The organism is Rhodococcus sp. G6(2025) (genome assembly GCF_058628105.1).
The window spans coordinates 807829-834160 of record NZ_CP179750.1 but is presented as its reverse complement, the minus strand read 5'-3'; the positions used below and the strand labels follow the sequence as shown (position 1 = coordinate 834160).

Annotated in this window: 24 protein-coding genes and 1 riboswitch; of the genes, 13 read left to right on the top strand and 11 right to left on the bottom strand. The window is 64.5% G+C overall.

The features are described 5' to 3' along the window. The first annotated feature begins 225 nt into the window (after window positions 1-225). Together ACLIVD_RS04045 and radA are read left to right on the top strand one after the other, a co-directional pair. Window positions 226-858: a copper chaperone PCu(A)C domain-containing protein gene (locus tag ACLIVD_RS04045; RefSeq protein WP_247252192.1), complete on the top strand. Its 633-nt coding sequence runs from the start codon at window positions 226-228 to the stop codon at window positions 856-858. 46 nt (window positions 859-904) lie between these two features. Continuing rightward, window positions 905-2287, top strand: a complete 1383-nt coding sequence (gene radA / locus ACLIVD_RS04040; protein WP_280779094.1) for a DNA repair protein RadA — start codon at window positions 905-907, stop codon at window positions 2285-2287. 20 nt (window positions 2288-2307) lie between these two features. Here radA and ACLIVD_RS04035 read toward each other — a convergent pair whose 3' ends face one another. Next, window positions 2308-2871, bottom strand: a complete 564-nt coding sequence (locus ACLIVD_RS04035) for a PaaI family thioesterase (RefSeq protein ID WP_283334942.1) — start codon at window positions 2869-2871, stop codon at window positions 2308-2310. Between the two features lie 84 nt (window positions 2872-2955). Here ACLIVD_RS04035 and disA point away from each other — a divergent pair, with 84 nt between their 5' ends. Next, window positions 2956-4041: a DNA integrity scanning diadenylate cyclase DisA gene (gene disA, locus ACLIVD_RS04030; RefSeq protein WP_009477522.1), complete on the top strand. Its 1086-nt coding sequence runs from the start codon at window positions 2956-2958 to the stop codon at window positions 4039-4041. A 15-nt stretch (window positions 4042-4056) separates the two neighbouring features. Here disA and ACLIVD_RS04025 read toward each other — a convergent pair whose 3' ends face one another. Further along, window positions 4057-4773 carry a FadR/GntR family transcriptional regulator gene (locus tag ACLIVD_RS04025; RefSeq protein ID WP_283334943.1) on the bottom strand — a complete coding sequence of 239 codons (717 nt, stop codon included), beginning with the start codon at window positions 4771-4773 and terminating at the stop codon, window positions 4057-4059. A gap of 218 nt (window positions 4774-4991) precedes the next feature. On the opposite strand from ACLIVD_RS04025, the gene ACLIVD_RS04020 reads away from it, so the two are divergent. Genes ACLIVD_RS04020 through ACLIVD_RS04010 form a run of 3 tightly spaced genes read left to right on the top strand, consistent with a single transcriptional unit; the run spans window position 4992 to window position 8860 of the window. After that, window positions 4992-6440, top strand: a complete 1449-nt coding sequence (locus ACLIVD_RS04020) for an aspartate ammonia-lyase (protein ID WP_283334944.1) — start codon at window positions 4992-4994, stop codon at window positions 6438-6440. Then, a complete protein-coding gene (locus ACLIVD_RS04015; RefSeq protein ID WP_280779097.1) occupies window positions 6437-7882 on the top strand; it encodes an amino acid permease in 1446 nt (481 codons plus the stop codon). Before ACLIVD_RS04020 ends, ACLIVD_RS04015 begins: the two co-directional genes overlap by 4 nt. Window positions 7883-7897: 15 nt before the next feature. Further along, window positions 7898-8860 carry an asparaginase gene (locus ACLIVD_RS04010; RefSeq protein WP_283334945.1) on the top strand — a complete coding sequence of 321 codons (963 nt, stop codon included), beginning with the start codon at window positions 7898-7900 and terminating at the stop codon, window positions 8858-8860. Here ACLIVD_RS04010 and ACLIVD_RS04005 read toward each other — a convergent pair. Beyond that, on the bottom strand, window positions 8853-9617 hold the full coding sequence (locus tag ACLIVD_RS04005) for a hypothetical protein (RefSeq protein WP_283334946.1): 765 nt from the start codon (window positions 9615-9617) through the stop codon (window positions 8853-8855). The two genes, ACLIVD_RS04010 and ACLIVD_RS04005, sit on opposite strands and share 8 nt — an antisense overlap. 59 nt (window positions 9618-9676) lie before the next feature. After that, window positions 9677-10303 (bottom strand): carbonic anhydrase, encoded by a 627-nt coding sequence (locus ACLIVD_RS04000; protein ID WP_005244926.1) that lies wholly within the window; start codon window positions 10301-10303, stop codon window positions 9677-9679. A gap of 100 nt (window positions 10304-10403) precedes the next feature. On the opposite strand from ACLIVD_RS04000, the gene ACLIVD_RS03995 reads away from it, so the two are divergent. Further along, a complete protein-coding gene (locus ACLIVD_RS03995; RefSeq protein WP_283354770.1) occupies window positions 10404-11282 on the top strand; it encodes an HhH-GPD family protein in 879 nt (292 codons plus the stop codon). 1 nt (window position 11283) lies between these two features. Here ACLIVD_RS03995 and ACLIVD_RS03990 read toward each other — a convergent pair whose 3' ends face one another. Next, entirely contained in the window at window positions 11284-12279 is a 996-nt protein-coding gene (locus ACLIVD_RS03990; RefSeq protein WP_283354771.1) for a methyltransferase, read from the bottom strand. A gap of 2 nt (window positions 12280-12281) precedes the next feature. Further along, entirely contained in the window at window positions 12282-13538 is a 1257-nt protein-coding gene (locus tag ACLIVD_RS03985) for a tryptophan 2,3-dioxygenase (protein WP_283354772.1), read from the bottom strand. Between the two features lie 217 nt (window positions 13539-13755). Between ACLIVD_RS03985 and ACLIVD_RS03980 the strand changes: the two genes are divergently transcribed. The 5 genes from ACLIVD_RS03980 to ACLIVD_RS03960 all read left to right on the top strand — a co-directional run bounded on the left by ACLIVD_RS03980 (window position 13756) and on the right by ACLIVD_RS03960 (window position 21378). After that, the gene (locus ACLIVD_RS03980; protein ID WP_283354773.1) at window positions 13756-14808 is read left to right on the top strand and encodes a cupin domain-containing protein; all 1053 of its coding nucleotides are present in this window, start codon (window positions 13756-13758) and stop codon (window positions 14806-14808) included. Further along, window positions 14802-18245 (top strand): ATP-binding cassette domain-containing protein, encoded by a 3444-nt coding sequence (locus ACLIVD_RS03975; protein WP_349307433.1) that lies wholly within the window; start codon window positions 14802-14804, stop codon window positions 18243-18245. The genes ACLIVD_RS03980 and ACLIVD_RS03975 overlap by 7 nt, the downstream gene beginning before the upstream one ends. Beyond that, entirely contained in the window at window positions 18211-19137 is a 927-nt protein-coding gene (locus tag ACLIVD_RS03970; protein ID WP_283334952.1) for a hypothetical protein, read from the top strand. The genes ACLIVD_RS03975 and ACLIVD_RS03970 overlap by 35 nt, the downstream gene beginning before the upstream one ends. A 37-nt stretch (window positions 19138-19174) precedes the next feature. After that, window positions 19175-19993 carry an aminotransferase class IV gene (locus ACLIVD_RS03965; protein WP_005262186.1) on the top strand — a complete coding sequence of 273 codons (819 nt, stop codon included), beginning with the start codon at window positions 19175-19177 and terminating at the stop codon, window positions 19991-19993. A 125-nt stretch (window positions 19994-20118) separates the two neighbouring features. Continuing rightward, a complete protein-coding gene (locus tag ACLIVD_RS03960; protein WP_283334953.1) occupies window positions 20119-21378 on the top strand; it encodes an ATP-grasp domain-containing protein in 1260 nt (419 codons plus the stop codon). 25 nt (window positions 21379-21403) lie between these two features. Here ACLIVD_RS03960 and ACLIVD_RS03955 read toward each other — a convergent pair whose 3' ends face one another. The 5 genes from ACLIVD_RS03955 to ACLIVD_RS03935 form a co-directional block, all read right to left on the bottom strand. Further along, the gene (locus tag ACLIVD_RS03955; RefSeq protein ID WP_283334954.1) at window positions 21404-22597 is read right to left on the bottom strand and encodes an ATP-grasp domain-containing protein; all 1194 of its coding nucleotides are present in this window, start codon (window positions 22595-22597) and stop codon (window positions 21404-21406) included. Between the two features lie 58 nt (window positions 22598-22655). Then, a complete protein-coding gene (locus tag ACLIVD_RS03950) occupies window positions 22656-23675 on the bottom strand; it encodes a methyltransferase (protein WP_280779109.1) in 1020 nt (339 codons plus the stop codon). Between the two features lie 145 nt (window positions 23676-23820). Beyond that, complete coding sequence (locus tag ACLIVD_RS03945; protein WP_491931975.1) at window positions 23821-24417, bottom strand: hypothetical protein; 597 nt, start codon at window positions 24415-24417, stop codon at window positions 23821-23823. Between the two features lie 24 nt (window positions 24418-24441). Beyond that, window positions 24442-24699, bottom strand: coding sequence for a hypothetical protein (locus ACLIVD_RS03940; protein ID WP_491931974.1), 258 nt, complete (start codon window positions 24697-24699; stop codon window positions 24442-24444). 333 nt (window positions 24700-25032) lie between these two features. Then, window positions 25033-25788 carry an alpha/beta fold hydrolase gene (locus ACLIVD_RS03935; protein ID WP_491931973.1) on the bottom strand — a complete coding sequence of 252 codons (756 nt, stop codon included), beginning with the start codon at window positions 25786-25788 and terminating at the stop codon, window positions 25033-25035. A 32-nt stretch (window positions 25789-25820) separates the two neighbouring features. Between ACLIVD_RS03935 and ACLIVD_RS03930 the strand changes: the two genes are divergently transcribed. Next, the gene (locus tag ACLIVD_RS03930) at window positions 25821-26135 is read left to right on the top strand and encodes an antibiotic biosynthesis monooxygenase family protein (protein WP_005262175.1); all 315 of its coding nucleotides are present in this window, start codon (window positions 25821-25823) and stop codon (window positions 26133-26135) included. Between the two features lie 51 nt (window positions 26136-26186). Continuing rightward, window positions 26187-26319, top strand: a riboswitch (cobalamin riboswitch). Window positions 26320-26332: the final 13 nt, after the last annotated feature.

The window sequence follows — 26332 nt, the reverse complement described above, 5'->3', positions numbered from 1 at the left end:
TGTCCGGAAGCTGGTCGCATCAACGGTGCAGGTCAGGGGCATCATGGCCTGACCGTAGGGGTTGACAGGGTCCCCGATACGTGCATTCCGGACACCCCGATCGGGCGGTTCTCCAGCGCCGAAACCGCACGCAGACAACCATTGTGAGTACCCAGCGAGCAGGCCACGCGGACGAACTACTACTCTGCCTAGTTGAAGTGCGAACCTGACACCGGAGGACAACTCGTGACTGCTCTCGACAAGTCGACTCGCCGAGTCGCTACCGCCGTCGCTCTCGCTGCCGGCGCAGCACTCGTGCTGTCCGCCTGCAGCGCGGGCCAGATCACTCAGACGTCGAGTCAGGTCGCCGCGGTCAACGGCAACAGCGCGGACGTCGGGTCGATCGCCCTGCGGAACGTGCACGTGGTCTACCCCAACTCCGCCGAGTACAGCCTCGAGCCGGGCGGCAATGCCGTCCTCGCGTTCACCGCGATCAACAACAACGAGGACACCCCGGACAAGCTGACCCGGATCAGCACCGACTTCGCGCAGTCCGTCACCCTCGGCGACAAGGCGGGCGGCCTGGAGATCGCTCCGCAGACCGCGCTCGTCGCCGGACTGCCGGGCGAGGAAGCCGCTGAGGGCGCCGAGGCCGCGGGCCAGAAGGACGCCAGTGCCGACGCACCGGCCGACGTCGTCCTCGTCACCCTGGACGGTCTGAAGGAGGGCGTCCGCCCGGGCCTCACCTTCCCCGTCACGTTCGCGTTCGAGAAGGCCGGCGACGTCACCGTGTCCGTTCCCGTCGACGCGGGCCACGAGACCGAGCGCCACGTCTCCGACACGTCGCCCGGATCCGAAGCCGAGGGCGGCGGACACTAGCAGCCGGATCGGGTCCGCTGTCGGACCCGATACCTAGGCTGGCCCGGTGGCCAAACTCAAAACCAGCTTCCGCTGCTCGTCGTGCCAGTGCACGGTTCCCAAATGGGTCGGCCGGTGCCCCGAGTGCGGTAGCTGGGGATCGATGGACGAGGCCCCGATCGTCGCGTCCGTCGCGAGCCGCCCCGGCGCCTCGCTCGCGAAAGCCGGGGCCGGAGCGGTACTTCCGTCCACCCCGGCCACTCCGATCACGCGGATCGACAGCACGTCCACCCGCGCCAAGCCCACGGGCATCGACGAACTGGACCGTGTTCTCGGCGGCGGCGTGGTGCCCGGTTCCGTCGTTCTCCTCGCCGGCGAACCCGGCGTCGGCAAGTCCACCCTCCTCCTCGAGGTGGTCCATCAGTGGGCCCGCCGCGGCCCGGACGACCGTTCCCTCTACGTCACCGGTGAGGAATCCGCCGGGCAGGTGCGACTGCGCGCCGACCGCACCGGCGCCGTCCACGAGCGGGTCTACCTCGCCGCCGAATCCGACCTCGCGACCATCCTCGGCCACGTCGAGCAGGTGCGTCCCACCCTGCTGATCGTCGACTCGGTGCAGACCATGCTGGCCGCGGACGTCGACGGCGTGGTCGGCGGAGTCACCCAGGTGAAGGCGGTCACCAGCGCCCTCACCTCCCTCGCGAAGGCAAGCGGCGTGCCGGTGCTCCTCATCGGCCACGTCACCAAGGACGGCGCGGTCGCCGGACCACGGTCGCTCGAGCATCTCGTCGACGTGGTGCTGCACTTCGAGGGCGACAAGCACTCCACGCTGCGGATGGTGCGCGGCGTCAAGAACCGTTTCGGCGCCGCCGACGAGGTCGGTTGCTTCGAACTGCGGGAAGACGGCATCGCCGGCATCAGCGACCCGTCCGGACTGTTCCTCCACCACCGTGCCGAGGCCGTTCCCGGAACCGCCGTCACCGTCATGATGGACGGCAAACGTCCCCTCCTCGGCGAGGTGCAGGCCCTCGTGGCCGCCACGTCCATGCCCGCACCCCGGCGTGCCGTGAGCGGGCTCGACAGCGCCCGCGTGGCCATGGTCCTGGCCGTGCTCGACCGCCGGTGCGGGGTGCCGATCGCGAAGAACGACGTCTACGCGGCCACCGTCGGCGGAATGCGGATGACCGAGCCGTCCGCCGATCTCGCGCTGGCCCTCGCCGTCGCGTCCGCGGTGAAGGACAAGCCCGTTCCGGATGGACTGGTGATCCTCGGCGAAGTGGGACTGGCCGGCGAGGTCCGCCGGGTACCCGGCGTCGGGCGCAGGCTCGCGGAGGCATTCCGCCTCGGATTCACCCGCGCCATCGTTCCCCTCGACTCCGGGGCGGCCCCGAAGGGCATGAAGGTCACCGAGGTCGGGAACCTGGGGGCCGCCATCGCGTCACTGCGGTGACGGTCGGATCGAGGTGTCGTTCAGATCGACGACGTGCCGAACGGGCGCTCCGGCACGCCGTCCACGAAATCCTTGGTCTTCTCGAAGTGCTCGGCGGTGACGGTGAGGAACAGCCCCCGCGACGTCGCCACCACCACGTCGGGGTCGGCCGTCGGCCCCTCGACGATGCGCGCCTCGGCGCTCGCATACACCTTGCGGCGGATCGATCCGTCGATGTTCGCGTGGAATTCGAGGACCGAACCCAGCGGGATGGGCCTGGCGAAGTCGATCTCGAGATGACCCGTGACCACCGGACCGTCGACGATCGATCGGCACACCATGCCCAGCGCCTCGTCGAATGCGGTCGAGAGGATGCCCCCGTGGATCACTCCCGGACCGCCCTGGTAGCGGGGTGCCACCTCGAGCCGGCCCCACACGTCGAGCCCCTCCCCGGCTGTGAAGCTCATCGACATCCCGGCAGGCGACTGGTCGCCGCACCCGAAGCACCGTGACCAGTGCTGCGGCACGGGCTGACCTGCGGCGGGGAAGCTGCCGACCGGTGCGGGCAGGGTCAGGTCGTCGGGCAAAGTCCAGGTACTACTCATGGATAGGTAATCTAAACGCGGGTCCGGACGTGTTTCCGCGGCGGTCCCCGACAATGACGTCTACCTCAGCGGGAGTATTGCGCGATGAACGATGCCGAGTCGTCGTCTGCGCTGCGCGAAACGATAGCCCGGCTGGCTCCCGGAACGGCACTTCGCGACGGCCTGGAGCGCATTCTGCGCGGTCGCACGGGCGCACTGATCGTCCTCGGCTACGACGAGCAGATGGAAGAGATCTGCGACGGCGGCTTCGAGCTCGACGTGGAGTTCGCGCCGACCCGCCTGCGTGAGCTGTCGAAGATGGACGGCGCCGTGGTCCTGTCCACCGACGGGTCCCGCATCGTGCGCGCCAACGTCCAGCTGGTCCCCGACCACAAGATCCCGACCGTCGAGTCCGGCACGCGTCACCGCGCCGCCGAGCGGACTGCCATGCAGACCGGGTACCCCGTGGTGTCGGTCAGCCAGTCGATGAGCATCGTCAGCGTGTACGTCGGTGGCATCCGGCACGTCATCGACGGGTCCGCCACGATCCTGTCCCGTGCCAATCAGGCGGTGGCCACCCTCGAGCGGTACAAGGCGCGGCTCGACGAGGTGACCCGCCAGCTGTCGGTGGTCGAGATCGAGGATTTCGTCACGCTCCGCGACGCCCTGACCGTGGTGCAGCGACTGGAGATGGTGCGGCGGGTGTCCGTCGAGATCGAGCAGGACGTGCTCGAACTCGGCACGGACGGGCGTCAGCTCGCCCTGCAACTCGAGGAACTCGTCGGCGACAACGACGTGGCGAGGGAACTCATCGTGCGCGACTACCTGGCCGGCACCGGCCCGGCGCCCGCCGAGGATGTCGCGAAGTCGCTCTCCGCGCTCGACAGGATCACGGACGCAGACCTTCTCGACCTCACGACGCTGGCCCGGGCGTTCGGCTATCCGGGCACCATCGAAGCGCTCGAGGCGCCGATGAGTCCTCGCGGCTACCGCGTCCTCACCCGCGTTCCCCGACTGCAGTTCAACCAGATTCACCGGCTCGTCGGCTCGTTCGGGACGCTGCAGTCACTGCTCGCCGCAACCGCCGCCGACCTGCAGTCGGTGGAGGGGATCGGCGGGCTGTGGGCCCGGCACATCCGCGAGGGCCTGTCCCGGCTCGCCGAGACGTCGATCTCGGGGCCGTACGACTAGGGCTTGTCTCCGTCCTTACCGGCGGTCCGGGCCTGCTTCTCCGACCACGGATTCCAGTGCGACCCGGACGGCGTCCAGGTGTTCGGCCATGGCGCGGGCGGCCTTGTCGTAGCTTCCGGAGGCGATGCCCTCCACGATCCGGTCGTGCTCGTCGTTCGACTTCTGCTGCCGCCCCGCAACGAGATTCAGCGTCTCGGACTGCCGGGTGAGGGCCTCGCGGATGTCGACGATCACGGATTCGAACACGCGGTTCCGGCTCGTCCTGGCGATGAACGCGTGGAACTGCGCATCCAGGGACACCCACACGAGGGGATCGTCCTCGTCCCGCATCTGCTCCACGAGGCCGCGCAGGGCGGCCAGGTCTTCGGCGGTGTGCCGCTGCGCCGCCCATCCGGCGGCGGGAATCTCCACGTGCGGGCGCGCCTCGACGAGTTCGTTGGCCGCGTAGTTCCCGAAGTCGAGGTCGCGGGCGATCGAATCGCTGACGACGAACGTCCCGAGGCCCGACTTCGTCTCCGTGAGCCCGAGCGCATGGCACGACCGCAACGCCTCCCGGATCACCGACCGGCTGACCCCGTGCCGCGCCGCGAGGGATGCCTCGGACGGAAGTCGTTCACCGACCGACAGCTCACCCGACGTGATCGCGTCACGAAGATCCGCGAGCACCGCCTCCGCGGCGCTGACCCGCGCCGTCACAGGACGCCTGGCTGCCCAGCTGTCTGACAGGTTCATGGGGATATTCTGCTCACGCCCCACCCGCAGCGTCAATACGGGACACCCCGGGGTTGACGCCTGCAAGTGAGCGAGGTAACAATTACACCTGTCTGACAGCCTGGCAGGTGGATAGCCGGGTGGCTCGACCGAGAAATCTACCTCTTCGAGCAGCAGACTCCGTCCACCGCATCCGTGCAGAGCAACGGCTCGCGCGAATCCCCGTGAGGAATGATCAAGTGCTCGAAACGCGAACAGAACACGATCTGCTCGGCGACCGCCAAGTGCCTGCGGATTCCTACTGGGGAATCCACACGCTGCGGGCCGTGGAGAACTTCCCCATCACCGGCCGGCCGATCTCCACCAACCCGTATCTGATCCGCGGGCTCGCCTACGTCAAATGGGCCGCGGCAACCGCGAACGAGAAGCTCGGGATCCTCGACCACCGCCGGGCCGACGCGATCGGGCAGGCGTGCCGGGAGATCGTCGACGGCCGCTGGCACGAGCAGTTCGTCGTCGACGTCATCCAGGGCGGCGCCGGGACGTCGACCAACATGAACGCCAACGAGGTGATCGCCAACCGGGCACTCGAGATCCTCGGCCACGGGCGCGGGGAGTACGCGGAGCTCCATCCCAACGAGCACGTGAACCTCAGCCAGTCGACCAACGACGTCTACCCCACCGCGGTCAACATCGCGACGATCTTCGCGATCGACGACCTGCTCGACGCGATGCGCGTCCTGCAGGAGGCCTTCGCGACCAAGGCGGTCGAGTTCACCGACACCGTGAAGATGGGGCGCACCCAACTCCAGGACGCGGTGCCGATGACGCTCGGCCAGGAGTTCGCCACCTACTCGGTGATGATCGACGAGGACCGCACCCGCCTCGACGAGGCCGCTCTCCTCGTCCACGAGATCAACCTCGGCGCCACCGCGATCGGCACAGGCCTGAACGCACCCGCCGGCTACGCCGAGGCAGCGTGCGACACGCTGCGGGAACTCACCGGATTCCCCCTCGTCCTGGCCACGGACCTGGTCGAGGCAACCCAGGACGTCGGTCAGTTCGTCCACCTCTCGGGGGTACTCAAGCGGATCGCGGTCAAGTTGTCGAAGGTGTGCAACGACCTCCGCCTGCTGTCGTCGGGGCCGCGCGCGGGCCTGAACGAGATCAATCTTCCACCGGTACAGGCCGGTTCGTCGATCATGCCCGGCAAGGTCAATCCGGTGATCCCGGAAGTCCTCAACCAGGTGGCCTACGAGGTCATCGGCAACGACGTCACCATCACGATGGCCGCCGAATCCGGGCAGCTCCAGCTCAATGCGTTCGAACCGATCATCGTGCACTCCCTGTCCGAGGGGATGCGCCACCTCGGCGCCGCCTGCCGGATCCTGGCCGACCGCTGCGTTCTCGGCATCACGGCCAACACCGATCTGCTGCGTGCCCGGGTCGAGGACTCCATCGGACTCGTCACCGCGCTCAACCCGTACATCGGCTACACCGCCTCGACCCGGATCGCGCAGGAAGCGCTGGTCTCCGGCCGCCGGGTCGCCGACCTCGTGATCGAGGCCGGTCTGCTCGACCGTGAAGAACTCGACCGCCTCCTCAGCCCCGAGCATCTCGCCAACCTGAGAGCGACCGGTTCGCCACGGCAGACATCCGTCGCCGCTGCCGCGGAGGTGGTCTCGTGACGATCGAGAAGGACGACACCTCCGGCGCCGACATCTTCGTCGAGGAAGACCTCGGCTACCGGAAAGCGCTCGGCCCCAGACAAATCCAGATGATCGCGATCGGCGGAGCGATCGGTACCGGCCTGTTCATGGGCGCGGGCGGACGCCTCCAGCAAGCCGGCCCCGCACTCGTGCTCGTCTACGCCCTCTGCGGCTTCTTCGCCTTCCTGATCCTGCGGGCGCTGGGCGAACTCGTCATGCACCGCCCCACCTCCGGGTCGTTCGTGTCGTACTCGCGCGAATTCTTCGGCGAGAAGATGGCCTTCGCCGCAGGCTGGCTGTACTGGATGAACTGGGCGATGACGGCAGTCGTCGACGTCACCGCCGTCGCGCTGTACATGAACTTCTTCAAGAAGTACTGGGCACCGCTCGGGAACGTCGACCAATGGGTCTTCGCCCTCGCCGCAGTCGTACTGGTCCTCGGGCTGAATCTCGTCTCCGTCAAGGTGTTCGGTGAACTGGAGTTCTGGTTCGCCCTCATCAAGGTCGTCGCCCTCGCCGCGTTCCTCGGCTTCGGCATCTACTTCGTACTGTTCGGAACGCCGCTCGAAGGACATTCGTCGGGCTTCAGCATGATCACCGACAACGGAGGACTCTTCCCCAACGGAATCCTGCCCGCCGTCGTGGTGATCCAGGGCGTCGTCTTCGCCTATGCCTCGATCGAACTCGTGGGAACCACTGCGGGCGAGACGAAGAACCCACAGAAGGTCATCCCCAAGGCGATCAACACGGTCATCATCCGGATCCTGGTCTTCTACGTCGGGTCCGTCCTGCTGCTGTCGCTGCTGCTCCCCTATACCGAGTACCACGCCGGCGAGAGCCCGTTCGTCACGTTCTTCGGCTCCATCAACGTGCAGGGCGCCGACGCGATCATGAACCTCGTGGTGCTCACGGCCGCGCTGTCCTCGCTCAACGCGGGCCTGTATTCCACCGGCCGAATTCTGCACTCGATGGCCATGGCCGGATCGGCGCCCTCGTTCGCCGCCCGGATGAACAAGGCAGGAGTGCCGTACGGCGGCATCGCCCTCACCGGATTCGTCATCCTGCTCGGCGTCGGACTCAACGCCGTCGTCCCCGCGCAGGCGTTCGAGATCGTGCTGAACCTCGCCGCGCTCGGAATCATCAGCGCCTGGGCCGTGATCGTGCTGTGCCAGTTGAAACTGTGGAAATTCGCCAAGGAAGGGAAACTCACCCGGCCCGGTTTCCGGATGTTCGGCGCCCCCTACACCGGGCTCCTGACGCTGGCCTTCCTCGCGTGCGTCGTCATACTGATGGCGTTCGATCACCCCGTCGGAACCTGGACCGTCGGGTCCATCGCGATCATCGCTCCACTGTTGGTGATCGGCTGGTTCGGCGCGCGGAACCGCATCCGCACCCTGGCCTCGGACCGCCCGACCGGATAGCGAGAGAGGACAACAGTGCCGAAAGTCGCCATCGTCACCACCGGAGGCACCATCGCCAGCAGGCGGGACGGGCAGGGTGTCAGCAGGCCGGTGGTCACCGGCCCGGACCTGCTGGGCAGTGCGTGGACCGGGACGGAACTCCGTGTCGTCGACGTGATGTCGAAGGACAGTTCGAGCATCACGTTCGCCGATATGGACCGGGTGCGCGACGCCGTCACCGCGGAATTGCGCGATCCCGATCTCGACGCGGTGGTCGTGCTCCACGGAACCGACACCATGGAGGAGACCGCTTTCCTGGTCGACCTTCACCACGCCGACCCGCGGCCGGTGGTGTTCACGGGTGCGCAACGCACGTTCGACCACCCGGAATCCGATGCCCAGGCCAATCTGGCCGACGCGGTCGCCGCGGGATCGGACCCCGCTCTGCGCGGAGCGGGTGTGATCATCGCGTTCGGAGGCGCCCTGCACCGGGCGTCGGGTACGCGGAAGGTCGACACGACATCCCTCGACGCGTTTCGATCCGTCCACCCCGCCGGTGCCACCCCGCGGCGAAGTCTCGATCCACTGCCGTGGCATCCGATCTCCGGAACCCGCGTCGACATCGTCGCCGCCTATCCAGGGGCCGACCGCGTCCAGATCGACGCGTGCCGAGCCGCCGGGGCCCAGGGGCTGGTGCTCGACGGGCTCGGATCCGGAAACGCGAACCCGGCGATCGTCGAGGCGGTGCGGGACTGCGCGTCCGCCGGGATCCCGGTCGTGGTCACCACCCGCGTGCCGAACGGCCCGACCTCCGCCACATACGGCGGTGGGGGCGGCGGGCACGACCTCGTCTCGGCGGGTGCACTGTTCTCCACCGACCTCAGAGCAGGTCAGGCCCGCATCCTCCTCGCGGCGCTGCTCACCGACCCCGAGCACACCGACCTCGACAAGGAATTCGATCGACGCTCACGCATCGACCCCGCACCGAGGATCAGCTGAGGTTGAACGGCTCCGGCGCGCTGCGGAGCTGACCGAGCTGGCCGACCACGGTGTACGCACCGGGCCCCACCGGATCGCGCTGGGGTTCCGGTTGCGTCAGGCAGTCGGGAGCGGACGTCTTGGCCGACCACTTCACGGTGAACTGAGCTTGCTCGCCGGGCGCGAGGGTCCGAACGTCGGCCGCGGACTGCGGGAAGCAATCGATGTTGGACCACAGCCGCACGGCACCGTCGATCGTGTAGACGAGCACCTGCTGGAGGCTGCTGCCCAGATCACGTTCGCACGGTGTGGTGCCGATGTTGGTGACGACCGTCGTGAAGCTCGGCTCCTCACCCGCCAGGTACGTCGGCTTGTCGGCGGCCACCTTGATGGCCAGCGACTGGTCCGGGCACTGTCCCGCAGCGACCGGCTGACCGCTCGGAGCAGCGCTGCTCGAGGCACCGCTGCTCGACGCCCCGGACGAACCGGACGTGCCCGAGGAGGCCTCCCCGCCGGCGGCAGCGGCGCCACCGCCGCCGCCACCGGAACCGCCTGATCCGCCACTGGACGTGGACGAACCCGAGGCTGTCGGGGAAATCGACACAGGAGTGGTCAACGAGGAACTCGCTGCCGCCGGATCCGTCTCGGAGTCACTGCCACCACGAAGTGAGTTGATCAACCACACCACGAGCAGCAACACGACGATGGCGCCGCCGATCGCCAGCGCCCTGCGGCGCCAGTAAATCTCGGGGGGCAACGGTCCATTCGGTTCCAGCACGACGTCAACGGTAGTTCGGCGTCGCGCGGCAACGGCTCAGCGGGTGCGGCGTGTCGCGGTCAGTCCGTGAGCTCACCGATGTCACCGACGGCGCCCTGCAGGTGGGTGCGACCGTCGGACAGCTTGTACGTGACACCCGCGATGGCGCACGCGCCGCTCTCCACCTTCTCCGCGATGATGCGCGACCGCTGCATGAGCAGGGCCCCGGTCTCCACCACGTGGCGGCCCTCGAGTTCGTCGACGGTGCTGAGTCCCTCTCGGCGTCCCATGAGGATCGACGGCGCGACCCGTTCCACGATGCTGCGGATGAATCCGGGCGGCACGTTGCCGTCGTCGAGGGCGTCGAGCGTCGCCTTGACGGCACCGCAGCTGTCGTGACCGAGCACGACGATGAGCGGCACGTTCAGCACGCCGACGGCGTACTCGATGGACCCGAGCACGGCGTCGTCGATCACGTGACCGGCGGTGCGGACGACGAACATGTCGCCCAGACCCTGGTCGAAGATGATCTCGGCGGCGACGCGGGAGTCTCCGCATCCGAACAGGACGGCCGTGGGGTGCTGGCCGCCCACGAGCTTCGCGCGATCGGCGATGCCCTGGCTGGGATGGAGCGAGGTACCGCTCACGAATCTGTCGTTACCCTGACGCAGGGCCTTCCACGCGGACACGGGGTTGGAATTAGGCATGGGATCATTGTGCACCGGGCGTGTCGCACCGTCGCGGCGGGAGTGTGACGACCGCGGAAAATCTGTTTCCCCCGTGAACGAAGGGACTTGTGAGGACGAAGTGGCCGTTGACTCCTCCGCGCTGATCAACTGGTACGACGTACAGGCCCGGGATCTGCCGTGGCGCCGCGACGGCGTCACCGCCTGGCACATCCTGATGAGCGAAATCATGCTGCAGCAGACGCCCGTCGTCCGAGTGGCCCCGATCTGGGAGGAATGGGTGCGGCGCTGGCCCGTCCCGTCCCGCATGGCCGCGTCGAGCCAGGCCGACGTACTGCGCGCATGGGGCAAACTCGGCTACCCGCGTCGCGCGCTGAGGCTCCACGAGTGCGCAGGCGTGCTGGCCGCCGAACACGGCGACGTGGTTCCCGGCGACGTCGACACTCTCCTCGGCCTGCCGGGTATCGGCGCCTACACAGCGCGCGCCGTCGCCTGCTTCGCCTACGGACAGCGGGTCCCCGTCGTCGACACGAACGTCCGGCGAGTGGTCGCCAGGGCAGTGCACGGACGCGCCGAGCCGGGAAATCCCTCGACGACGCGTGACCTCGCCGACGTGTCCGCGCTGCTCCCCCGCACCCGCGCGCGGGCCGCCACGTTCTCCGCGGCCCTGATGGAACTCGGGGCCACCGTGTGCACCGCACGCTCCCCCGAATGCGCCCGCTGCCCGCTCCCCAGCTGCGCCTGGGTGGATGCCGGACGTCCCGCGCACACCGGTGAGCGCCGGAAGGTCCAGAAATTCGCCGGCACCGACCGTCAGGTGCGCGGCAAGCTCATGGCCGTGCTCCGTGAAAGCTCCGCCCCGGTCGAACGCGTGCGGCTCGACCAGGTGTGGCCGGGCGATCCGGGCCAACGCGACCGCGCCCTCCACTCCCTGCTGATCGACGGACTGGTCGAGCAGACCGACGACGGACTCTTCGCCCTCGCGGGCGAGGGCAGCTAGCTCACACCGGAACCGCTTCGATAACGGATGACCGGGGACCTTGCGTGATCAAATCCAGCGTGAATCCGTGGTCGGTCAACAGTCGGCGCCATTCGGTGATCGTGCGCTCGCGACCTCCCAGGAGAACCAGCATGTGGAGATCCAGCAGAGCCATAGGGTGGGTTGTCGCCGATTCCGGCAGGACCTGCTCGACAATCATCAATCGTCCACCTGGCGGGATCGCTTGCCGGCAACTGCTGAGGATCTTGCCGGCGGACGCGTCATCCCAGTCGTGGAGAATCTGAGACAGCACGTACACGTCACCATTGCCTGGGACGTCGTCGAAGAAGCTTCCGCCCACGACTGTCGTTCGTTCACCGATGCCCGCCGAACCAAACGTCGACGGCGCTTCCGCGACCACATGAGGCAGATCGAACAAGACTCCGCGTAGATGCGCGTGCCGATCGAGCAACCGGGTGATCAGCGCGCCGGTCCCGCCACCGACGTCGACGACCGTTCCCACGTCAGACCAGTCGTGGTCGAGCAAAGGCAGCAAACGCAACTCGACCAGCCCTGCTTGGCCCCGTGCGAACTCATCGGCTGCCGACGGATTCTCGGACAACCATTCGAAGTACGGCTTTCCGAACGCCGTTGAAAACGATTCCTTCCCCGTCCGGATCGAATGCGCTGCGTGCCCCCACACGAGGTAGGCCTCGTTCGACATCAAGCCGACCAAGTGACGTAGCGAGCCCGGAGCGTCTGCCCGCAGAAGCTCACCGGCCTCCGTCAACGCAAATCGCCCTCCACCGACTTCCGCAAACAAGCCTTCCGCGACGAGGACCCGCAGGAATCGACCGAGTGCGTCGGCGTCGGCGCCCACACTCGCCGCGAGATCGCCGAGCAAGCACGCACCGTCCGCCAATCGGTCGGGCACACCCAGTTCACAGACGGCTGAAATAGATTGGGAAACGATGTATCCCATGATTTGTTTTCTCACTCGGTGGTTGACATCGCTCATGTTCACGCCACCTCGGACAGCCGCGGGAAGAGTGACATCATCGCAGCATTTTTCAAATACGACGCGCCTGCCGTACCGCCGGTGCCAGGTACCGTTCCGATGACTTTCAGGGTGATGCCCCAGTGGCCGCGCTTCATCGCAACCCACGCACGGTCCAGGCGCCGCATCGCCTCCTCGAGAACGAGTGCATCCGGATGCGTCTTCCGCATCGAGAGATACACGTCCTGCAACGTAGTGTCCCCGACATCGACCTTCCCAACATGCTCGAAGTCACGGGGATCGAGTGGAGCGCAGGCGAACTCGACCTCACGAAACGCGCGCGACTGCACCGCGCTCCGCCCATGGGTGAAGCCGCGAATAATCGAGAAGGCGTCAACCGGCATCGTCGTGAGAACCCGGAAGAGCGCAGGCACCGCTTCGAGGCGGATCGACGCCCGGTCGAGGCGACTCTTTGCCGCTGCAGCCAGACCGTGGCGCAGGTCACGGATCGCCATCGAAATCGCTGTCGCGACTTGCCGATACAGACCTTCGAAGATCTGGATGCAGCGGATGAACATCTGCTCGTCGTGCAGGCGCGTCGTCGGCAACAACGTCAGCCGAACTGCACTTCCGATCTCTTCGGGGACGCCGTTCAGCGCCGGCGCGGCGTGTGAAGCAAACGAACTGTAGTCGGCGCCCGGCTGAGCCAGCGCCGCAAGACCGGCCGCAACGACGGAAGGATCGAGCGAGAAATCGGGTGCGAGCCTGTCGAGTTGGGTCACGACCCGTGTCACTGCGCGCGTCCGGACCACCTGGGGGGCGTGTGCCGACCTCCCGAGTGCTCGCGCCTCCAGCAACGCGAGGTCCATGGCCGCGGCAGCAACGAAGGCGTCCACGCGCTGCGCGTCATCGGACCGGACGACCTGGTCGAAATAGTCGAGCCCGACATATGACAGATAGTCGCCATTCTGAGCATCGAATGTCATCGGTAGCCAGGCACCGAGAACATGATGCGCACGGTTGTTGTCATGGAAGTTTTGCAGCATGGCGACCAGGTGGGGCCGGACCCCGTTACGCCCGACCGTCTGATAATGGGCCGCGACAGCCGCATGGGGAAACTCCGCGTGTCCCGCCTCCCATTGTCGGAGCGCATTCTCGATATTGCGTCCAGACAATTCATCGGTCGTCGCTTCAGCAGCCTGAAGGCACGCGCCTCCGACGCCGATCACGCCGGAACGAACAAATTTCTGCTCGGCTTCGAGCATCGTTTCGGAAATCAATGCGAAACTCGCCTCTCATCCGTACTGCGGTGTTCAGCTAGCTTCAACGACGCGTGGCGAATGCGGATAGACACCCTAGGGAGACTTCTCGACACCCTTTCCGCTGGGGGGGTGACGTTTTCAACCCTGGGGTGCCTGTTCCGCCCGCAGGCACGTGCCCAGGATTGGGAGCGATACAGAACTCGAGGCAGGTCGATCCCACAGAAGGAAGAAATCTATGCACATAATCGCCAGAAGCGCACTCGAGACGATCAACGAAGCCGTTGTCGGCGGGAGCGTCCACAACCTGGGTGTCGTCAAGATATTCAGCCAACACCCTCAGTTGGCGCAATTCGTTCCTGCTTCCAGCAATTTGGCGATCAGCTGGGTCAGGTTGGAGTGCGGTGAGGTGCTGGCGGTGCACAAGCACCCGGAGCCCAGTCTGATCCTGATCTGCGAGGGTTCCGGACGAACGATGGGCAGTGCTGAGCAGGAGGTCGGTGCGGGAGACATGATCCTCGTCCCCGGCGACTCCTGGCACGGCTTCGAAGGAACCCGGGACGGTTTCTGGGCGCTCTCGATCCAGTTCAACGGCAAGGCACTCTACGAGGACGCCGCGAAGCCCAACGCGGTGTTTGCAGGCGAGGTACCGAATCGGGCGGCTGTGCTCCTGGCGGACAACGAGAAGTACCTGCAGCAATTTGGTACCAGCAGCCTGTTGCGGCTGATCGATGACCCCTCGTTCGACGACCCCCACGTTCGGGAACGGCTGCTCGACTGCCAGCAGACCTGGTCGGACGTGTTTCAGGACCTGCTGCACCTGCGTGTCGCGATGACTACCGATACGGCGCACAAGCAGGTGGCGCTCGACCATCTGGTCGAGGAACTGGGCCATAACGACAACCTGCGCAACCAACGGGGATCAGCGCACGTGCCGGTCACCGATGAGACGTTCGTATCGACAATGGAGTGGTTCAGGCATCAAATGCTGTACCGGAGCGACATGGTGCGCACTCTGCTGATGCATGTGGTGCTTGAAGGTAGTGGCGAAATCTGGCACCGGGAAGCGGCGCGAGTGTTTCCGGCAATTCCGCACTTCCAAGAACACGGAGAAGACGACGGCCAGCACGTGAGTATGGGGATCGATCTGCTCGATCGCGCAACGCCGGCCGAGATTCGAGAACTCCGCGAAGCACTCGCCGAGGGATGGAAGATGATCACGCAATTGTGCGACAGAATCGCGTCGCTCGCCCTGGCCGACACGGCGGTCCCCACGTACTCCACATGCTGAGCGTCCTCAGGAAAGTCGTCTGGTTCGAGGTTCCCAAACCCCGAACTCGACTCGACCCTGTGCCCAACGCCTCGCACCTTGCCAGATGGCAGCGGTGGTGTGACGCGGCGCAGCGGGACAGCGTTAACGCGCTCCGAGGCGAGCGACTGAGCAGATCCGTCTTCGGCGGACTTCGTCGTGACATCATGCTCGGGCTCGTGGCCATCGCGGTCAATGCAGGATGCGCCTTTGGTGCTGCGATCACGCTGAAATCGCTGATCCAGCACCTCGTCACCGGCGATTCAGCACTCACGACGAACCTCACGCTTGGTATCACCTGCATCGTGCTGACCTACTTGGCGTGGCTTGCATTGAATCACACCTTCATGCAAGCCGACGTGGTAGGCATCGGAGCCCGGACATACATCGAACAAAGGCTGCTGCACAAGAAACGCAGCATTGCCCCTTCCGACCAACCGGCCGACCTGGTCACGCTTCTGGACCGGGAGGCAGCACGCGTCGAAAATGCGTGGTCGGGACTCATTTTCATCATTCTGGCACTCGCAACTATCACCTTTACCTCCGCGTACTTCTTCGTGGCGTTGGGACTGAGCGCTCTGGCGGCACTGTCGGTGATTCTCGTCAGTTCCGCGGTGATCTACTGGAACGCCAAACAATTGAATGCCGCGCACGCTGCACTGACGGTGACGGCGGCAGATCGCATCGAAGTCGGCCTGTTTTCGCTGAACAATCGCCTGCTCGCGTGGCTCAAGAACTGGAACGACGAACTGTTTCGGCGCTATGCCGACAAGCGAGATGGCGAGGAGCGCGCGCTCCTGAAAGCGGCGCGTCTCATCGCGCGGATCAACCTCATATCGACACTCACTCCGATCGTTGCCATGCTTGCCGCGGTGTTCACCCAGCTGGCCCACGTTGGTTACGTCGATCCAGCAGGCCTGCTGTCCACAATGGCGCTGGTCGGAGGCTTGAAATCCGTCGCCAACAATATCCCCTTCATTGTTCAGAGTCTGTCCCAGGGCATTGTCGGGCACACCAACGTTGCGAAGTACCTATCCAGTCCGCACTCGCTGGACACCGATACGACCGCAACGCGCCTACCGGCAACAACGGCGAAGCACATCGCCGTCGTCGGCGCCGCAGGCAGTGGCAAGACATCCGTTCTGAAAATCGGTGCACGCCACAGCAGCCAGGTGAACAGCAAAACGTTCTTCGTACCGGATGAACCGTGGATATTCCCTGGCGGGCTCTACGAGAATTTGTGTCTCTATCGAAGCGAATTTACCGACGACGAGGCCCGTCGAGCCTTGACACTGTCCCGACTTCCCGGAACCTTCTACGGCGACTACCTCTCGAGCAAGTCACGCGACCGGAACGAGGGCTGGAACGTGTCCCGCGGGCAGGGGAAGCGGCTGGAACTGGCACGGGCAATATTGGCCGAACCGAAGTTCGTTTACCTGGATCAGCCCACAGCAGGGCTGGACGACGACCTGGCGAATGGGCTGTTGGCCTCCCTTCTGCGCGGGCCGTGGCACGACACCACGGTCATTTATGCAACGGACAAGCCCGATGAAAAAGATGCTGCAGACGAGATATGGGTAGTGGCCGGAGGCGAAGTCGTGGAGGTGATGCGAAACCTCACACCACGTGCGGCAAATCCTGCTCGAGAACGCAAAAGGTATCTCGCTCAGGAGGATCGTTCGGTCGCTGGCTCTTCCCAGGGCGTGGACCGAGCGGAGTTCTCGACTTCGTCACGCCGCAGTCTGATGAGCCTGGGCGTCGCGAAGGTCGCGGTTGTCGCGTGCGTCCTGTTTGCGTGCCGCGACGTTCTGACGATTGTCGGTGACTACACAGCTGCCAGCGGAATTTCGACCACGAATGCGCGGACAGCAGCGACAACCCTCATCGCCGCACTGTCCGCCGGGGCCCTCCTGTCGATTTTCACCTCCCTGTTCATAGTCAAACGCAGCATCGTGGCGGCATCCCGAAACTGTCGGAATTACTTCTCGACCGTCATGAGTCCAAAGCCCTCCAGGCCGGCCTTCGACGAGGTCGATCAGGACTATCAGAGCAAACTGACTTGGGATCAACGACGTATCGACGAACTTCTGCCAGAAGTACTTCTGAATACGCTGGGTGCGGTTACATTGCTGCTCACGACCGCCGCCTTCGTTTTGAGCAAGAACATTTTCGTCCTGCTGCCCCTTGTCGGGATGTGCTTCGCCTACTGGCACAGTTCGAAGCGATCGGGAAGGCGACTGCAGGACTTCAACGATAGAGAGATCGGGACGACGTCGACCGTGTTGGAGCGGGTCGAGGCCATTACCTGGAGCTCAGCGAGATTCGACTTGGCACGCGACAATTCGGCCCTCGTCAATTGGCTGAACAAGAGTTTGATGAATCGCGCCTTCGCTTCGATGGACAATGCGGGCGCGCGCCGCTGGTTCAATTACAAGCTCGATTTGATGGGTGTGCTCTTCCTGTCGGTCGTCGTCGGTTCAAGCGTGTTTGTCCAGGCCGGCGGCGGACCCGGCCTCAGCGGTGTTCTCGCGCTCAGTCTCTCGTACAGCCTCATCGCTGTTTTCGCCCGAGTGGGCCGTTGCCTGGTGGACCTCAGACAGGTTCTCGACAGCGCGGATCGTCTCCTCACGCCTCCGACCTGCCCGGCGCCGTGCTGGACCGGCTCAGCAGTTGAAGACGCAGCGCTCGTATCATTTTCGGAGGTAACGTACGTCGCGCCGCACACCGGGGCGGTGCTACTGGAAGAGCTTTCCGAGTCCTTTGCCAGCCGAGACGTCGTGGTCGTCATGGGCCCGAGCGGGGTCGGTAAGTCGACATTTGCGAAGCTGGTTGTGGGCAGACTGCAGCCGACAACAGGCGTCCTCTCTACATTGGGCCGGACGACGGGATACGTCTCGAATTCCCACGCCGAAGACATCCTCCTCCTGACGTCGAGTCCGATCTTCAAGCCAGGCAGATTGATCGAACACTTCAACAGCCCGTTACCGCTCGAATTGGCTCGCGTCGTCGACTATCTCGACGTGGCAGACGTCGTCGGGCGACTACCGTCCGGATTCGACGAGCCCGTCCCTGCCACCGGTCAGTTGAATCTGAGCAAGACGGAACTGCAGCGGCTGGCGCTCCTCGACCTGTTGATCAATCGCCCGGCGGTCGCAATTCTCGACGAAGCGACTTCCGAGTTGAGTACAACAGCGGAGATCTCGATATTGCAGGCCGTGATCTCTGCCTTGCCGGACACGCTCTTCTTCATCATCACGCACAATCCCGGGCTGACCGAACTTGCCAACCGAGTCTTCCACTTCAACGGCGAGCGACGCCTCCTCGAGAATTCTGGCCAGTCGCACACGACAGCCGATCGGAACTGGAATGGAAAGGAGGAAGACCATGGAATGGCTGCCCCAACGCGATGCGTTCTGTAACAGTCACAACGTTCCACGGCCACAACTTCCGCTGCGGAACATCGCGCACTGGAACGCGGTACTCCAGGGCAGCGTGAGCAGCAATGACACCCTGCATCACGAGCGAGCGTACGTCGCACCCGGATACTTCTACATGCCCGTGTGTGACGAGCCCGACGATCGGACATTGGCGGAGTTGTCGAGCCTGGCGTCAACCGCCGACTGGTTGTTGGTCCCTTCCCTTCGCAGATCCGATCGCCGTCGGCGCGCCGACGTCATTGCAGTTCCATTCATGAAGGCTGCATTCTTCCGGTCTTCGCGAAGTGTGGACCTCGCCCTGCGAACCGCGGTAGGACCCAGCCAATACAAATCAATCGTCAGGATCACGAGGAAGGCCGAAGCGGCGTGCACAACCGAGATACACCGTCTCTCGGACGTGGCAGAAGACAATCGGGTCCTGCGCGATTTCGCCTGCCTTCAGGCCATGAATGTGGCCAAGTACGGACACGCCAAGAACCTCTATACGAGCGATGTGCTGCGTATGCTGGCACGCTCGTCCGAAGGTGAGAAATACTTCGTGAAGCTGGACTACGACAAGTATTCGAATACTCCGTTGGCCGGATCACTGAGCTACGCCGACGATCACCGTGGCGTGTTTACGAAACTCGTTCGGGGACTGGATCATGACCGAATTCCGCGTGGGTTGAATCTGTATATCGCCGACTACTACCAAATGTATCATTTCGCGGACCGGCTGGGTTTCGCGGACGTCTGTCTCGGCCGAGGCGCCATCGACGCGAAGGTCCGGGTGGGCGCAATTCACATTGTCAACCTGGACAACTGGCTGATTCCGGTCAACACACAGCGTACACAGGCGATGCAGAACTACGCGAGATCGCGACATGGAGACTGAGATGATCAGCGAAATAGCCTGGGCAGATGGAAGATGCGTGCGATTCGACGAGGTGATCCTGTCACCTGCCACCCATGGGTTGTCGTATGCCACGTCGGTGTTCGACGGTATCCGCACGTACGGCGGCAGCATCTTCAAATGCGACGACCACATAGCGAGGTTGCGGCGGTCCGCCGAGTTGTTCGGGCACACCGTGCACTATTCGAATGCGGACTTGGCCGACGCCTGCCACGAATTGGTGAGGGCCAACGATCTGGCCGATGCGTACATCAAGTGCTTGGTCTTCTATGACGACACCGATGTGAGTTTCAAGGCGCAGGGCTCTTCCAGCAAGGTGGTCCTGTTTGCCCTGCCCTTTCCTTCGAATTCGGCCGCGGAGCAATATCGGCTCTCGACGGCAACGTGGCGGCGTGCACCCGCCTCGTGCCACCCGTATCAGGCGAAAACGTCGTCTACCTACGCGTTGAGCTACTTGAGCCACCGCGGGCGGGCCGACGGCTACGATGATGTGCTCTTCCTCTCGACAGCCGACGCTGTGTGCGAGTCGAGCGGCTCGAACGTGTTCTTCGTCAAGGGAAACGCATTGTTCACGCCGACTGCCGAATTGGCCCTCGACGGGATTACCCGAAGGGTGATAATCGATGAGCTGTGTCCGCGACTGAAGCTCTCGGTAACGGAACGCGACATCGCCTACGGCGAGATCGGATCGTTCGACGCCGCATTTCTGTGCGGGACTGCGATCGAAATCATGGAGGTTTCCGGCATCGACGAGATCCGGTATGCGAAGTCCGCAGTGGTCGATGCGATTGCAACCGAGTATCGGCACTTGACCAACGGCCGGTCCGCGATCCGATGACGACCAAGCAAGGTGGGTCATCCTTCCCCCCAGGGTTCCTAGCTTCACGGCCGTCGGCCCGGGATAGTACTGGAAGGTGAAAGTCCATTTCGCCGAACGATATTCCATCCAGCGGGGTCTTCTGAATGAAACTGCTCATTCTCCATCGCGTTCCGTATTCCTTCATCGAATACCATCGTGTAATCGACCATGGAATTCACGATGTCGTCTACGTGGGCTCGAGCGCGCAACTTGCGACCGTGCCGCCCGACCTTCCTTGCACGAGGGTTGAACGCCCGGGTCGAGCAGGTCTGGCCGAGGAAGTTCGCACCCTGTTCTCCCCCGACGATGTCTTCGACCGAGTCATCAGCGTCTCCCAGTACGAGATGATGGAGGCAGCGCAGATAAGACGGAGCCTCGGAATAGAAGGAGTATCACCGGAGCAGGTCCACATCGTGAACGACAAGGTAGCGATGAAAGCCGCAGTCGCAGGATGCGGACTTCGCGTGCCCAGATTTGTTCGCTGCGATGAAGCGCTCACCGCTTCGTCCGCCGATGTCACTCCCTGGGCTGGGAAGACGGTGCTCAAACCACTCGATGGAACCGCCAGCAAGGATGTTTTCGTTTTCGCCACCTACGCTGACGCCGGCACTGCGATTCTCAACCACCCTACAGGTCTGGAGGACTGGGATCCGGAACGCTTCCAGCTCGAAGAATATGTGGAGGGGCCGATCTTCCACTTCGATGGCGTGATGCTTGCCGGTGCGCCGGTGGCGATCGTCGCCAGCAGATATCTGGGCACTTGCCTCGAGTTTGCCCAGGGAGTTCCGCAGGGATCGATTCAAGTCGACGACGACGGTGGGCGTTGCAAGGTAGCGGTCGAGTACCTTCGGGCCGTGGGTATCGACAATGGCCCATTCCATCTCGAAATGATCGAGGCCGCAGATGGAATGGTTTTCCTGGAGGTCGGCGCCCGCCCTGGCGGCGGACATATCAAGGAGACATTCCGGCTTGCCACAGGCATCGACTTGGTCGCGGCCGGTTTGGCCTGCAACCTCGATTGGTCACCTCTCGAAATCAATCCACTGAAACGGTGGTTCGAAAGTACGGCGAGCAGTACGGTCTACGGGGATTTCATGTTCCCGGGTCACCTGCTTCCGTCGCGGTATTGCGCGATATCGGGTGGAGAACGGTTTCAGGCCCACCCAGACGTTGTCCGATGGAAGGAGCTGGACGCGGGCGCTTCTCTTCCGGAGACCGTGAGCTATTTCGATTTCGAATTGCCCGTCAGCGGCATCGTCGCCGGCCGGTCGAGCTCTGAAGTGACTTCACTCATTCGCGAAATCCTGACGACCGTGCAAGTCGTACCGATTGAGCAGCCCACGCAATGCCCCACACCTGGCTGACCGGGCAGAACGTGAATCTGCCCGGTCAGTGCGGGAGCGCGCTCGTCTCCACCCGAATCCGATCCTGTGCCTCAGCCAACCGGCGCTCGGCGTCCACGAGATCAGTGCCGACCGCGACTATGACACCTTGACGATCCGCAGAGGACCGGAGCGGACCGAGGTGTTGCCCTGGTTCGAGAGAACACTGCAACCGGATGACCCCCTCGGCCTGACGCGCGGCTTCGATGCCCTGCACGCGTTCGATCACCACATTCTCGTAACCAAAGAATGCGACGCAGCCTGCACCGCGCCCGGGTGCTCGCGATTGCGGCGGCAGCCCGGCAAGATGACAGATCGACTCCCGGACCAGATCGCGACCCATCGCACGGTGCACCAGCTCCCAAATGAAATCGCCTCCAGGACGGGTATTGCCCTCGATGATCCGTGGCCCGGCCGAACCGATACGCACTTCGGTATGGGCCGGCCCAAAGGAATGACCGATCGAACTGAGGAAATCGGTGACGAGACCGCGGAGCTCGGCAAGGGCCGATGCCGCGAGCACGGCCGGCATCAGATGACCGGTTTCGATATACCGTGGCGGGCCGGTGGTGGTTTTTGCGGTCACCGCGATGATGTCGTGCCGGCCATCCGTGGTGAAGGATTCGACGCTGTATTCGGGGCCGTCGATGAACTCTTCGACCAGGGTCGGCCCGGGGTACTCGCCGCGAGAGCAGGCGAATGCGGATTCGACCTGGTCAAGGCTGGAGACGCGAAGAACACCGGAGCTGCCGGCACCTTCAGCCGGCTTGACGATGATCGGGCCGCCAACTGACTGAAGAAAGCTCCGTACCTCGGAGGCCGAATCGCAGCTTCGGGTCAGCACAGCTCCGAGATCACGGCCGGCCAGGTGCTCGCGCATGGCGATCTTGTCGCGGGTCAACCGGACGGCTTCCCGCGCATTGCCCTTGATGCCCAATGCCTCTTTGATCACGGCGGCCGGCATGAGGCCGTGCTCGGTGAATGACACGACGGCATCGACGGGTTCAACCTCGTGCAGCTCCTGCGCCATGCTGAGCGCCTCTGCCTGGTTGCGGTAGTCGAATACGCACAGCCGGTGGGCGCGCCTGGCCTGCCGCGCGGTGACCGATTCGGAATTCTGAAACACAGTCAGCTCGACCGGTAGATCTTCGATCATTCGGAAAGTCTCGTCATGTCCGCCGACGATCAAAATGTGAGCCATGCCGACCCAGCTCCTCGAGGTCCGCTGATTCCCGGAGGTCTCGCTCGTCCGGCCGGTCTCACTTCCGGCCCTCGATTACGCTGAAGCCGCAGGGCAGGAGCGTACTGCCGGTGAGTCCGAGGCCTGCGCGCTCGTATAGGCGCGCGTAGTCCTGAATCGTGCGCTCCCGGCCGCCCGTCATGACCAGCATGGCGACGTCCACCACATTTCCCCAGACGTATTCGCCGTCCCCGCTGATCACCCGCTCCAGGACCAGGATCCTGCCGCCGGGCGCGAGTGCGTTCGCGCAATTGGTGAGGACGCGTACCGAGTCGTCGTCGTTCATCGTGTGGAGAACGCTCTTGAGCAGGTGGACATCGCCCCCGCCAGGCACCTCTGTGAAACCGTCGCCGGGCACAATGCCACACCGCTCATCGACGCCATATTCCCGCAAGGTGTGACCGGCCCTGGCCAGCGAGAACTCCAGGTCGTAAATCGTGCCCCGCAGATGATCGTGTTTGCGCAACAGCTGGGCGGTCACGATGCCGTAGCCACCGCCGACATCGACGACGTGCCGATTGTCCGTGAAATCGATCGCTTCCGCGGTCTCGAGACCGGCGCGGACCGAGATCTCGTGCCAGCCCAGATGGAAGCGCTGGGCGGAGTCGGGGTGCTCGGCCAGGTACTCGAAGAGGGATTTGCCGAAGAACTGGCCGAATCCTGTCTGTCCCGTACGTGCGCATTGGAGCAGCTCGCTCCAGGCCAGGTACGTTTCTGCGCCGGCAAAGAGCTCCACCTCGCTTGCGATCGATTCCGGATTATCCCTGCGCAAGAATTCGGCTCGCGGGGTGAGTGCGCATCTGTCCTGCTCGTCCACGGAGAAGATCCCCGCGCTCATGAGTAGGCGGAGGATCCGCTTCAGCGCATCGGGATCAGTGCCGCTTCGTTGTGCGAGGTCGGCAAGCGCCATTGGGCCCCCCGCCAGCAGATCGGCGAGCTCCAGCTCGACGGCTACGAACAAGCAGCTGGATATGTTGTAGCCATGAACCATTTCTTTGACACAGAGACGGTCGGGCTTGTCACGGAAGTCGAAATACATGTGCGCCTTCGAATAGGTCGTGGAGTACAGCAAGTACGTGGAACTCCCGGACTCCCGGGAGTTCAACCAGCGTGAGGTTTCACCGCGTCGCGCGATAGATACCCAGGGGCTGGCAACCATCCACCCCCGCCCGCACCACGTAGGTTCAGGTGGTAATCGCAGGGTCCGATTCCGACCCCAGATTTCGCACCAGCCAACGCCTGTCGACGAGATGCATGAGGACCGGGCACACGTACCGGGGATCGTGCGGCTGCCACAGACCGCCCTCCAGCGCCGAGGCTTCGAGTACGTAGAGCGCCTCGACTCCCGGGGCGACCACCCTGGTGGCTGAACCGATTCCCCACGTCGCCGGATCTGGCAGCATCGCCCGAAACGACCGCACATGCACGCGCTCGAGATGCACCCACAGCGGATGATCCGGCGGCCCGGCGAGGGCCGCCTCAACCGCCTCACCATTCCAACCGTCAACAGTCATCTGATAGTGGTTGTCACGCACCCACTTCTGCGCGAGTACCGCCTGGAAGTCGGGATCCACGTTCGGCCATACCGACAGCAGATCCCGGTCCACATACACCGGCATCAGGAATGCCCACGCCGCATTCACCAGATCTGTATGCCCGAGGAACCGCACCAGTTCGGCCGGATCCACCGCACGAGGCTGCCGGTACGTCTGCCGCACCTCGGGCGGCAACGAGTCGATCTGCTCGTCGGTCAGCTCCGGAAGGGCGGAACAACTCGGCATCGGCCAGCGTCAGCAGCAGGTTGTTCAGGGTCTGGGGAAGCCAGACGCACGCGTCGAGAACCACCCGACAGGCAGCCACCGGTTGCCCTGCCCCTCGATCCGCGGGTCGAGGGGCAGGGTGTCAGACGCGTCGCCGGGGTCTGGGGTTTCCTCGTGCGCCATCTCCTCGAACACCTGACCGCGTCGCGCGCGCTCGTGTTGTCGAAAGGCCAGCACGTCCGCCAACTCCACCCGCTGGTGCCTGCTCGGCGACGAGTAGGAAATCTTCCCGGCCTCCAGCAACCGCACCAACGTCGGGGGGTAATGCCCAGCAGTTCCGCGGCCTCCTGCGTCGTCAACACCGTCCGATGCGGCTCCACCGTCACCACCTGCCCCCGATCCAGAGCCGTGACCGCGTCGACGAGCAGCCTCCGGACACTGTCCGGCAACGGCGCCGAACCCTCCGGAGTCGAGATCGTCACATCATCCTGACCAGCGATAACATACTTTAACGCGGTGAGTAGGTCCCATCGTCGGCGCCCGGCGGCAACACCGTGTGGTTCATCAGAGCGGCCATACCCCAACCATAAAGCGAAAAAACGAACACACTCTCCTGCGCAGCGGACGAGGTGTCTCTCAGCCCAGCCCGTCGAGGAACTCCTCGACCACTTTCCGGTACTGCTCCGGCTGGTCGTCGTGGACGAGGTGCCCGGCCTGCTCGATGCGGACGTACTCGGCGCCGGGATGCCGCTCCGCCATGGTCCGCATCTGACCGTCGGGGGTGATCGTGAACTCCCCTTCGATCAGCAGGGCCGGAACGGTGATCGACGCCCACTGGTCCCAGAAGTGCCTGCCACCCCACTCCTCGGAGATGTCACGGAACGTGTCGACGTCCCCGTGCAGATACCAGCCATCGGCGCGTTTCTCGAACGAGTCCAGGAAGTACTGTCCGGCAACCGGACCGAAGAACTCGAACAGGTCCTCCCGGGTCGCGAACGGCTGCGGCCAGTTCGAGATCATCGCCGCCCAGTCCGCGGCGGTCCGGCCCCGGAAGTCGGGGGCCATGTCTTCGAGCACGAGCGCCGATACCTTCTCGGGGTGTTCGGCCGCAAGGCACCACGCGTGCAGGGCGCCCATCGAATGGCCGATCACCACCCACGGCTCGGCGAAGGGCGCGAGTGCGGCGGCCAGGTCTTCCACGAACGCTTCCGTCGTCAACCGCGACGGTGCGGGCCTGCCGTGACCTGCGGCGTCGAACGTGAAGACGTGGCCGTGCTCACGCAACCACGGCACGTGCCGCCCCCAGGTCCGCGCGCTGCCCATCAGCCCGTGCAGTAGCAGAATCGGCTGTCCCGTTCCACCCTCGTCGTGCAACGCACTCTCACCTGCCACCCCTCCGACGCTAGCGGAGTAATCTCGCCCGCATGGCAGTGGTGAAGATCAACGCAATCGAAATCCCCGAGGGTGCAGGCCCCGAACTCGAGAAGCGCTTCGCAGCGCGCGCGCACGCCGTGGAGAACTCCCCCGGCTTCCTCGGATTCCAGCTTCTGCGCCCCGTCAAGGGCGAGAACCGCTACTTCGTCGTCACCCAGTGGGAGAGCGAAGAGGCATTCGCGGCGTGGCGCGACGGTCCGGCCAGAGAAGCGCACGCGGGTGAGCAGAAGAAGCCGGTGGCGTCCGGAGCTTCGCTGCTCGAGTTCGAGGTCGTTCTCGACGTCGCGGCAGCGAACAAGGGCTGAGAGACGGGGCCGAGCGGGAGGATTGACACGACGGCCCGCCGGGTGCAAAAGTTCGCAGGACAAAGCGATGGTTCGGCAGGAATCCGGTGCAATCCCGGAGCGGTCGCGCCACTGTAAATCGGAGTAGTCCTTCACGGGAGCCACCTCGACAGCCAGATACTGCGGCCATCGCCTGGACCTAGGGGACGCGAAATCCC